The organism is Candidatus Methylarchaceae archaeon HK02M2 (genome assembly GCA_024256165.1).
Lineage (GTDB): Archaea > Thermoproteota > Nitrososphaeria > Nitrososphaerales > JACAEJ01 > HK02M2.
In genome coordinates, this window is sequence record JAKLZG010000009.1 from 1 (window position 1) to 9,103 (window position 9,103).

Here is a 9,103-nt window from a genome sequence, read left to right on the forward strand (position 1 = left end):
TGGAGTTATGGTCTTTGGTGTGTTAACATCCATAGTTTTTCTTTTTTCTTTTGCATCAAGTCAAGCTTGGGCATTAACACTGAGGAATCTGATCATTCCAAACAGTATAATCATCATAGGTATTGCAGCGGCTTCAATATCAAGCCTATTCGCATGGACAATGGGTCTAAAGCGGCTGTACATATATGGACTATTAACACTAGCAACATCTCTCATAGGACACTTCATCACTATCCCATTCGAGTATTTCCTTGTAACTATTGGACTTGTGATTACCATCAATGGCTTTGTTCTTCTAATGCAGTCCATACGAAAATATCCACTAACTCATGGTGACAAGACATTTGTCAAAAAATTCTTTTAACCTAAAGAACATCGATCGATTGATCCATGAGCCAACTAGATTGATGATCATAACCCAGCTCTACGTTGTAGAAAGCGCAGACTTCCTCTTCCTCCAAAATCAACTTCAGATGACTCCAGGTAATCTATCATCCCATTTGAGCAAGCTTGAAGAAGCAGGTTATGTGGAGATAGTGAAAGAATTCATTGAACGAAAACCCCACACAGCACTTAAACTAACGAAAAAAGGACGAAGTGCCTTCAAAGAATACCAACAAAACCTGGAACAAGTTTTTACTACTTTGCCAAGATAATCAAATCTAATCAATATCGATAACGATAATATAATCAGTATTAACGACATTGTTGGTATAAATGGGAATATGATAAGGTTATGGGTACAAATTATAACACTTTTTAAAATAAAATCACTGAAGAGGCTTTAAATGTAAGATGCACTTCGGTACCAATATTAATTTGCATTTCGAGAAAAGATGTCTTTGTGATCTGAGCTATAATTTCCTTTCCTATATCGATTCTAAGCCTTACTGAGGATCCAAGATCAGATATTTCAACTACTCTTCCTTTGAAGGTATTTCTTGCACTTGAGATTATATCTTTACTTGAGATTATAATATCTTCAGGTCTAATCTGTAGATTTACCCTACCACTCCTTTTTTCAGTAGCTTCTATATCAAGTCCGTCGCCTATTTCTATAATCGAAATACCATTATCACTTATCCTTGAATTACCTCGAAAAATATTTTCAAGTCTAGCAAAGCTTGCTAAATACTTGGATTGAATCCCCAAAATTTCTTTAGTTGAACCAACTTCTACTATCTTACCATCAAGAAGAATGGCGAACCTATCAGCAAGGGTTTGTGCCTGAAACATATTATGGGTAGCCATTACAATCGTAGTTTTCTTTTCTTTATTTACTTGTGAAATCGTCTCCTCTATAATCGAAACGTTCTTCGGATCGAGGTTAGCTGTCGGCTCATCCAATATAAGAAGCTCAGTTTCGAGGACCAGAGCTCTAGCAAGTGACACTCTCTGTTGCTCACCGCCAGATAATTTTTTTGCTGGACGATCCTCATACCCATCTAACCTGACCATCTTTAACGCTTCAGAAACTTTCTCTTTTATCTTATCTTTAGGGTATCCTCTTAATTTCAAGCCATAGGTCAGATTGTTATATACACTTGTAGTGAAAAGAGCAGTCTTTTGAAACACCATTGTACTTCTTGATCTGATTTCATTGAACTTGTTACTATCGACTTTAACATCATCAAAGTAGAATTCTCCACTATTAGGTCTGTCAATTCCGGCCATGATTTTTAACAAAGTAGTCTTTCCGGAGCCGTTGGGACCGATGATTGTAAGGATTTCGCCTTTAATGACCTTTAAATTTGTATCATTAAGAGCTACAATTTCTCCATACTTTTTAGTAACAGATTTAAATTCTATAAAACAGCTCATCCCCTACGCCTCTGAATGAAATTTATTAAAAAGCTTACAACTATCACTATTGACAACAAAATTATGGTTAAGGCAATCGCTAAAACTACCTCACCTCTTGAAGTCTCTAAGGCTATCGTAGTTGTCAAGACTCTTGTAATTCCTTTTACATTCCCCCCAACCATCAGAGCCACACCTAGCTCAGCTATAGCTCTATTGAAACTAGCTATAATGGCGAGAAGAAAGCCACTAGAGGATTCTTCTACTACTGATATCGAAGCTCGTGTTTCTGAAGCACCCAAAGTCCTTGCCAAATCCCTTATCTCTGGGTCAACGGACTCTATAGCGCTAGTGATAAAACTGACTGTAATTGGAGTTATCAGGATAGCTTGTCCTATGATGATCCCAATAGGAGCATACAAGATATCTAAAAAACCTAAAGGTCCAGAACGTGAGAGAATAAGATAAAGTATTAATCCTAATGCTACTGTAGGTACACCTAATAAAGCGTTGAAAAGACTCTTTATAACGGTTTTACCACGAAATTTTCTTAGACCTAAAATTATTGCAAGAGGAGCTCCCCATACAACTGAGAGGAGAGTAGCTGTACCAGAAATAAGGATCGATCTTGTTGTAATATCGTATAATGTAGGGTTCCCTGAAAAAATGAGGTTTAAAGCTTCAAGTAGCCCCTCTAGTATCTCGAACGACATAGAAAATCATGTTTTATTTTGTCAAGTGTAGAGTTCAGGGTGATCATCCTGATACTCTGTCGGGCACTCTTCTCCATCGATAAAAGCATAGTCTTCGATCCAACTGACTAAAGTTGGGTCTGTATTTTCTTTTAGTAATTCCACGGCTGGAAAGAATAGACTTTGGCCATATTCGTCTTGTCCATATTCTTTGATCAAGTTTTGGCCTTCCTCAGAAATTAAATATTTTATGAAGTTTATAGCACCTTCAAAGTTCAGTCCTTCTAGTGTGATAGGGTTGACAGCTATAGCACCGTAGACGTTTAGAAGCTCTTGACCCTCATCTACCAATACTTCAAGGCTAATCTTTCCAGGTGCAGGCTCACCAAAATCATAATATGCCAAAAATGTACCTAGATCAGCAAGAGTATAGGCTAAATATGTATTTGCTATACCCAAAGTTGTCCCCATACCCGCACCAGCTTCTATATACCACTCTTCATCATTTAATTCAGTAGAATCGAAACCGGCCATAGTCCAGAGACTTATTTCTTTTGAGTGAGTACCAGAACTATCCCCGCGTGAGACCCACTTGGCCGATTCATTCCTACCTGCTTCAAAAATGCTATTCAAAGCTTCTAAAGGTGATAGACCTTCAATCTCTGCGGGGTCGTCTTCTGGTCCAACTATTACAAAGAAGTTATAGGCTATGATTTTTCTACATACACCATATCCATCTGATAAGAATGTGGATTCTCTTGATGGATCATGTACAAGAATTAAGTCGGCATCTCCTCTTATCCCGTTCTCTATAGCTAAACCTGTTCCGACTGATATAAAGTAGAGGTCTATGGGATATCTCGATTCAAAATCATCCTCAATTTCGTCGAGAAGACCTGTATCGAAGAGGCTAGTTGTTGTAGATATCACCAGCTTTGACCTTTTACTTTCAAAAGCTCCCACATAGTAAGCTGTAACTAGAATTGAAAGAATGATTGCTACGACGATGAAACTTGTCCATATAATTGTATTTTTTTTAATTATTATCATGCGTTATATTCAATCCAATATATCGATCGATATATCTTTATTAATATATCGGTATTATTTAGAATGTATTCTTAGAAGACCTAATGCAAATTATGGTAAAATGTGATATAAAAGGGATGGATTTTAAGGATTATAATAAAAAAGACTTTTAGATTAGAAATGTGAAATAATATTAATGAAGGTGTAGTGTGAAATGATTCAACATTGTCCAGGAATAAAGGACTTGACCACCCCCCAAAGTATAACGATAAGAACATGTCCAAAGTGTGGGGGTGAAGTTGAATTTTTCAGCGATGATTTCGAAGTAGAGTGTCCAACATGTGGTCGTTCTTTACATAGAGAAGCCACAAATGCTTGTGTAAGTTGGTGTGAGTATGCACTTCAATGTATTGCTGATCTAAAGAAAAGAGGCCTCATAACACAATCAAAAGTCGAGGATCTTGAACGTATAGCCAGAAGTAAAACATGAAATTCAATCCTTTATGATATATGTTTTTTTAAAAGAAAGGTAATTTAAAGAAGTGATAAATTTATGTCAACGGATATAATTCGAAGTGTCAGGGATCTAATAAGAGCGCATGGAAAGCCTGAGAAAGAAGTATACTTTGATTCAGAAAATTCTGGTTTAATCTTTCCAGAAGCCCTAGAAGAAATGATACGAAGATATCGAGAGTCTGGTTATGGTCATCCCTCAATTACACATAAGATCGGGTGGGAATCTTATGAGGCTTTATTCGAAACTACCAGTAAAATGGCAGACTTTATCGGTGGGGAGATGGAAGAGATAGTCTATACCCATAGTGGAACAGAATCGAATAACTTAGCCATTTTAGGTTCAGCTAAAGCTAATAAAACTGATAAGAAGAAAATAATTGTCTCAAGTATAGAGCATTTGAGCGTTATATTACCAGCTGAGGAGCTTAGAAAAGGTGGTTATACTGTTATCAAGTTACCTGTAGATAATGAGGGGTTAATCGATCCGGATGTACTTGCTAGAGAGGTAGACAAAGATACTTTCCTTGTTAGTATATCATCTGTCAACCATGAGATTGGGGCTATGCAGAATATGAAGGCGCTAGTAAACGTTGTTAAGGATAAAGGTCAAGAAATAATTTTTCATACCGATGCTGCTGATACTCTTGGAAAAATTCCCTTTAATGTAGAAAAATTAGGCATAGATCTAGCGACTTTTAGCAGTCATAAAGTTTATGGGCCCAAGGGGGTTGGCGCTCTTTATATAAGAAAAGGTCTTGAAGTAGAACGCATTCTTTATGGTCAGTTGAGTACTCAAAAATTGTGGCCAGGTACCGAAAATGTTCCTGCTATTTCCGGCTTTGGAAAAGCCATTGAAATAATCGGGGCAAACTTTAATGATTATAAATCTAAAATGGAGAGAATGAGAAATATGCTAATTGATGGAATCTTGAGTAATGTTGACCATACTCTATTAAATGGTCCTAGAGGTGATAGAAGAGCACCAGACAATGTAAATATAAGTTTCTTGTACTGTGAAGGAGAGGCTATAACCGTGGAATTAAGTATGGAAGGCATTTATGTTGCAAGCGGTAGTGCCTGTACGAGTAGGACTCTTGAACCTAGCCATGTAATGCTTGCAATTGGTAGGAAATATGAAGAAGCACATGGCAGTGTATTAATGAAGGTGACCCCGATGCATGAAGAAGAAGATATAAAATATGTTATAGATAACGTTCCTAGTGCGATAGAAAGGATAAGGCAAATTAGCCCAATTAAAGGAGTTGAGTAAGATGTCTACAAGAATCCCGCTTCCATATAGTCCAAAAGTACTCGAGCTATTCAAGAATCCAAAAAATCTAGGAAGAATGGAGGATGCAGACGCTTATGCATTAGCAGGGAGTCTTGCCTGTGGAGACATGATCGCTATATACTTGAAGATCGATGAATCGACACAAGTTATCGAGAAAGCAACATTTGAAAGTTATGGCTGTGCAGCGAACATAGCCTCATCTAGCATAATGACCGAGATGGCTAAGGGAAAGCCTCTGAAAGAAGCTTGGGAGATAACATGGAAACAGATATCTGATGAATTAGGGGTTTTACCAGTAATAAAACATCATTGTGGTATTCTAGCTGTAGGAGCACTTAAAAAGGCAATAAGGGAATACTTCTCAAATAAGCAAAAACCTGATTGGTTACCAGAGAAAATAACCTCTGATGAGAAACATGCTTTAGAAGAAGAGAAACTGATGGAGATATTATCAAAGAAACTGAAACGGAAAAAATAAAATATAAATCAAAGATACAACATATTTTCTTTGTGCCTAAACTCTCTATGATAGTTAGCTCTGAGAGATTGGATAAACTATATCCTGCTATAATACTTGCCAGTAGCGCCTGCACTATGGGTTGGGATGTCGAGTTATTTTTTACATTTTTCGGACTTCTGGCATTAAAGAAAGGATATCAGCCATCATCTCTAAGCAAAGACTATAATGAATACAATGAGATATTGAACGAAGCAGTATCTAAGGGATCGATGCCAAAATGGGATGAACTTCTTATCAAAGCTAAGGAGACCAATAAACTAAAGATATTTGCTTGTACCACTACGATGGGTCTTTTTAAAATAGGTAAAAACGGTATTAAGGACTTTGTTGATGATTTTGTAGGTGCAGTGACATTTCTAGGAAGATCAAAGGATTCGGATATAAATCTGTTCTTTTAATGGTGGTACCATAGTTGTACAAAGTAGACATTGAAGTAGATGCAAAGTATAGCTTTTGCCCAGGTCCCTTGTTAAAATTATTTGATTATGCTCAGAAGGCGAAGCCAGGACAGATAATAAAGCTTATAGCTACAGATCCAGCTGCCCCAGATGATGTTAAAAATTGGGCCGAATCTGTTGGACATGAATTCTTAATTTTTAATGAGAAAGATGGTGTATACGAGATCTATATTAAAATAATTGGTTCTTCATGATTTTTTATTAAAAGCGTAATTCTTACTTGAGATTCTTTTACAATGTTATTTCATACAAATAAGTTAATAATGAGTCAGTATTCTTATTATTATTGCGTGAATGTCAAAGAAAATCAGACTTGTAATAGATTCTGTAATTGAAGATCGAATACGTATATTAACGACAACAGAAGATGATAAGAAAAAGACTATAGATATTGGTATTCAAGTTCTATTAAAAATTTTGGGACCAAGAAAACGAATTATTGAAGGTCGATCTTACTTAATCACCTTTGAAAACAGTGATGATTACAACATTCTAGTATCTGAAACAAAGGACAAGAAGTTTAAGCTTCAAGGAAAAATTAGGATTAAAGATACAACTAGGCAAGATAAGGCTGCTATCATAAAACTTCAGAAAAAGTTAGGCATGAGAGCTTGAGGGTACTAAAAGTACACATTTTGGATGTTGGCCATGGAGACACGATCATCCTTGAAATGCCAAAAGGTAAAAAAGAAAAAATATTTGGGGTAATTGATTGCGTAAAGTTTGAGGAAAAGATAAAAAAGTATCTAGAAGATCTTGGAGCGGAGAAGCTTGCTTTTGTTGTAGCTACCCACCCGCATGAAGATCATATAGGAGGCATTCAAAAGCTTCTCGAGGCATATGAAAACAAAGTTGGTGAATTTTGGGATAGTGGGTACCCACATACTTCAGATACCTATAGAGACCTTTTATTTTACTTGAGTGAACACGATGAAATAATAACGGAGTTTATCGATTCTGGAAATAAAGTAAGATTCGGTAAAACAAAGTTGAATGTGCTCTCCCCCCCAGAAAGATTATTATCCGACTCAAAAGAGCCCACAAATATTAACAACGCATCCATCGTAATTAGAGTAGAATATGGGGACTCGAAGATTTTACTCAGTGGTGACGCTCAGTTTGGGAACTGGGCTCACATGAGAATAAATCATTGGGATGAATTGAAAGCACAGGCCTTAAAAGTAGCTCATCATGGGAGCAAACACGGTAACTTTCTTGAAGCACTAGAGATTGTTGATCCAGTATATGCCATAATATCTGCTGGAACTAGAGATTTGGATAAGTTTCCTCATAAGTTTACTCTAAATTCTTTACGGGAAATAACATCTAAAAATAAAATTTTCAATACACGTAATGTGGGTAATATAATCATAACGAGTAATGGTACAAATAAGCTAAAAGTTGAAACTGAAAGATAGTGCTGTATTTATTACAACGATGGAGATTTAATTCCTATTACTTCAGCTATCTCTTCTAGTTTAACTATTACTGGGTCTTTTTTTTGGATTAATGAAGACCAGCCTTCCTCTCTTCTGATGCCGTGGGCTAGAAGAAAATTTTCTGAAAGTTTTTGTTCTCCTTCTTGTGCCATCTCTTTGATAACCATATCTTTTTCGTAAGGATCTGTAACTATCTTTAACTTGCCTCTAAGAACAACAAAACCGTATTCACTAAGATCTTGTTTGTACCTTTCAATTTCAACACAAACCCTCTTATCCCTCTCAAAGAGTCTCATTTTTTTACCATAGTTTGTAAAGTGAAAATAAAGAGAGTTGTTTAGTTGAACGTATTGAAAAGGAACAGTATATGGGTAAATAGTTCCTTTGAAAGAGATCCTACAAAGCATTTGTTCTCGAATGAGTTCGTTTATCTCATGCTTTTCCATTTTTGGCAGTTTCACTATTGTCAAAGTTTACACCGTTTTTAGGTTTTAATTTATTGTTTATTAATAGTTTTTAAAAAGATTAAAAGAGATTTTTAAACAACTATTTTAGAAAGCAATAGATCTTCGAATGGACTTTTTATTAACATATAAACTATAGAGCCATCGTTAAAAAAGCGTTAAATAATTCGTTAAAATCTAGTTAAATAATATGTAAAAAATGCATTTTTTAACGGTCTATATCCCAATATTACTCCTATAATATAATCTATCGCAATTCAATCATGAACAAAACGCTTATCTTTTACCAATTTTCTAATAAAATTATGATTGTACAACTATGTCATGACGAAGGATGTTGTCCCGTAGTAGAGGTAAAAAGAGACATAGTGACCATAGGCGAAGGCAACAATATGGTGCGATTAAACAAAGATGAGTGGAACATCCTCGTTACTAAAGTAAGATCAGGAGAACTAGATACACTCTAAGTGCGTAGCATCATGCTACGCCTTAATTTTTTGATGTGTAGTATGCCTATATTCATGTACATATATCCTTTCTATCTTCTCAGCCAAATCCTCATCTCTTGATTATCTTTTCTATTAGAAATTTTAGAATGCGCACCCTAACCTTCCTATAAATTTGTAGTTAAACTTCAAGTAATCTTTACTAAGTTATCTAGATAATTATCCAAGTGAGTGTAACTTTCTCTGAGCCTTTTGTATCCTTAGAATTCTCCCAGTACGGATTCCCGTCTTACTATTGGTTCAATTTCTCTACGATGAGTAGAAAGTCCACCACGGCACCCATTCCCCCAGGAGTGAACTTAGGAGTAACATTTGGGATAATTTCCACCACTTCGCCTTCTAGACCGTTTAAGAACTGTTCTAACGTACTCTGGTCTTCCGTCATTTT

The 9,103-nt window shown here is 36.0% G+C and carries 14 protein-coding genes; 10 read left to right on the plus strand and 4 right to left on the minus strand.

The annotated features are described in order from the left end of the window. Both L6N96_00675 and L6N96_00680 read left to right on the plus strand, forming a co-directional pair. Nucleotides 1-364 (plus strand): hypothetical protein (locus tag L6N96_00675; GenBank protein ID MCP8322679.1); only part of this gene is annotated, 364 nt, incomplete at its 5' end. Further along, nucleotides 345-656 (plus strand): transcriptional regulator, encoded by a 312-nt coding sequence (locus L6N96_00680; GenBank protein MCP8322680.1) that lies wholly within the window; start codon nt 345-347, stop codon nt 654-656. The genes L6N96_00675 and L6N96_00680, both read left to right, overlap by 20 nt. A 103-nt stretch (nt 657-759) precedes the next feature. Here the strand turns inward: L6N96_00680 and L6N96_00685 are convergent, their stop codons facing one another. The 3 genes from L6N96_00685 to L6N96_00695 are packed head-to-tail and all read right to left on the minus strand — an operon-like array spanning nt 760 to nt 3,542. Further along, nucleotides 760-1,821 (minus strand): ABC transporter ATP-binding protein, encoded by a 1,062-nt coding sequence (locus L6N96_00685; protein MCP8322681.1) that lies wholly within the window; start codon nt 1,819-1,821, stop codon nt 760-762. Beyond that, nucleotides 1,818-2,513 (minus strand): ABC transporter permease, encoded by a 696-nt coding sequence (locus tag L6N96_00690; protein ID MCP8322682.1) that lies wholly within the window; start codon nt 2,511-2,513, stop codon nt 1,818-1,820. The genes L6N96_00685 and L6N96_00690 overlap by 4 nt, the downstream gene beginning before the upstream one ends. A gap of 21 nt (nt 2,514-2,534) precedes the next feature. Continuing rightward, nucleotides 2,535-3,542, minus strand: a complete 1,008-nt coding sequence (locus L6N96_00695; GenBank protein MCP8322683.1) for a substrate-binding domain-containing protein — start codon at nt 3,540-3,542, stop codon at nt 2,535-2,537. A 193-nt stretch (nt 3,543-3,735) separates the two neighbouring features. Between L6N96_00695 and L6N96_00700 the strand changes: the two genes are divergently transcribed. The 7 genes from L6N96_00700 to L6N96_00730 all read left to right on the plus strand — a co-directional run bounded on the left by L6N96_00700 (nt 3,736) and on the right by L6N96_00730 (nt 7,724). Continuing rightward, the gene (locus tag L6N96_00700; GenBank protein ID MCP8322684.1) at nt 3,736-4,011 is read left to right on the plus strand and encodes a hypothetical protein; all 276 of its coding nucleotides are present in this window, start codon (nt 3,736-3,738) and stop codon (nt 4,009-4,011) included. Nucleotides 4,012-4,074: 63 nt separating this feature from the next. Continuing rightward, nucleotides 4,075-5,307, plus strand: coding sequence for a cysteine desulfurase (locus L6N96_00705; protein MCP8322685.1), 1,233 nt, complete (start codon nt 4,075-4,077; stop codon nt 5,305-5,307). Between the two features lies 1 nt (nt 5,308). Then, nucleotides 5,309-5,806: an iron-sulfur cluster assembly scaffold protein gene (locus tag L6N96_00710; GenBank protein MCP8322686.1), complete on the plus strand. Its 498-nt coding sequence runs from the start codon at nt 5,309-5,311 to the stop codon at nt 5,804-5,806. A 68-nt stretch (nt 5,807-5,874) separates the two neighbouring features. Then, a complete protein-coding gene (locus L6N96_00715; GenBank protein MCP8322687.1) occupies nt 5,875-6,246 on the plus strand; it encodes a DsrE/DsrF/DrsH-like family protein in 372 nt (123 codons plus the stop codon). Between the two features lie 14 nt (nt 6,247-6,260). Then, the gene (locus tag L6N96_00720) at nt 6,261-6,500 is read left to right on the plus strand and encodes a sulfurtransferase TusA family protein (protein ID MCP8322688.1); all 240 of its coding nucleotides are present in this window, start codon (nt 6,261-6,263) and stop codon (nt 6,498-6,500) included. 100 nt (nt 6,501-6,600) lie between these two features. Further along, nucleotides 6,601-6,921, plus strand: coding sequence for a hypothetical protein (locus L6N96_00725; GenBank protein MCP8322689.1), 321 nt, complete (start codon nt 6,601-6,603; stop codon nt 6,919-6,921). After that, on the plus strand, nt 6,918-7,724 hold the full coding sequence (locus L6N96_00730; GenBank protein MCP8322690.1) for an MBL fold metallo-hydrolase: 807 nt from the start codon (nt 6,918-6,920) through the stop codon (nt 7,722-7,724). Before L6N96_00725 ends, L6N96_00730 begins: the two co-directional genes overlap by 4 nt. Before the next feature lie 11 nt (nt 7,725-7,735). On the opposite strand, the gene L6N96_00735 is transcribed toward L6N96_00730, so the two are convergent. After that, nucleotides 7,736-8,206: a pyridoxamine 5'-phosphate oxidase family protein gene (locus L6N96_00735; GenBank protein MCP8322691.1), complete on the minus strand. Its 471-nt coding sequence runs from the start codon at nt 8,204-8,206 to the stop codon at nt 7,736-7,738. 308 nt (nt 8,207-8,514) lie between these two features. On the opposite strand from L6N96_00735, the gene L6N96_00740 reads away from it, so the two are divergent. Next, nucleotides 8,515-8,676 carry a hypothetical protein gene (locus tag L6N96_00740; protein MCP8322692.1) on the plus strand — a complete coding sequence of 54 codons (162 nt, stop codon included), beginning with the start codon at nt 8,515-8,517 and terminating at the stop codon, nt 8,674-8,676. Nucleotides 8,677-9,103: the final 427 nt, after the last annotated feature.

Coding starts and splice junctions, on each gene's coding strand:
- L6N96_00740 (MCP8322692.1), top strand. CDS start 8,515: ATGATTGTACAACTATGTCATGACGAAGGATGTTGTCCCGTAGTAGAG.
- L6N96_00700 (MCP8322684.1), top strand. CDS start 3,736: ATGATTCAACATTGTCCAGGAATAAAGGACTTGACCACCCCCCAAAGT.
- L6N96_00695 (MCP8322683.1), bottom strand. CDS start 3,542: ATGATAATAATTAAAAAAAATACAATTATATGGACAAGTTTCATCGTC.
- L6N96_00725 (MCP8322689.1), top strand. CDS start 6,601: ATGTCAAAGAAAATCAGACTTGTAATAGATTCTGTAATTGAAGATCGA.
- L6N96_00710 (MCP8322686.1), top strand. CDS start 5,309: ATGTCTACAAGAATCCCGCTTCCATATAGTCCAAAAGTACTCGAGCTA.
- L6N96_00685 (MCP8322681.1), bottom strand. CDS start 1,821: ATGAGCTGTTTTATAGAATTTAAATCTGTTACTAAAAAGTATGGAGAA.
- L6N96_00690 (MCP8322682.1), bottom strand. CDS start 2,513: ATGTCGTTCGAGATACTAGAGGGGCTACTTGAAGCTTTAAACCTCATT.
- L6N96_00705 (MCP8322685.1), top strand. CDS start 4,075: ATGTCAACGGATATAATTCGAAGTGTCAGGGATCTAATAAGAGCGCAT.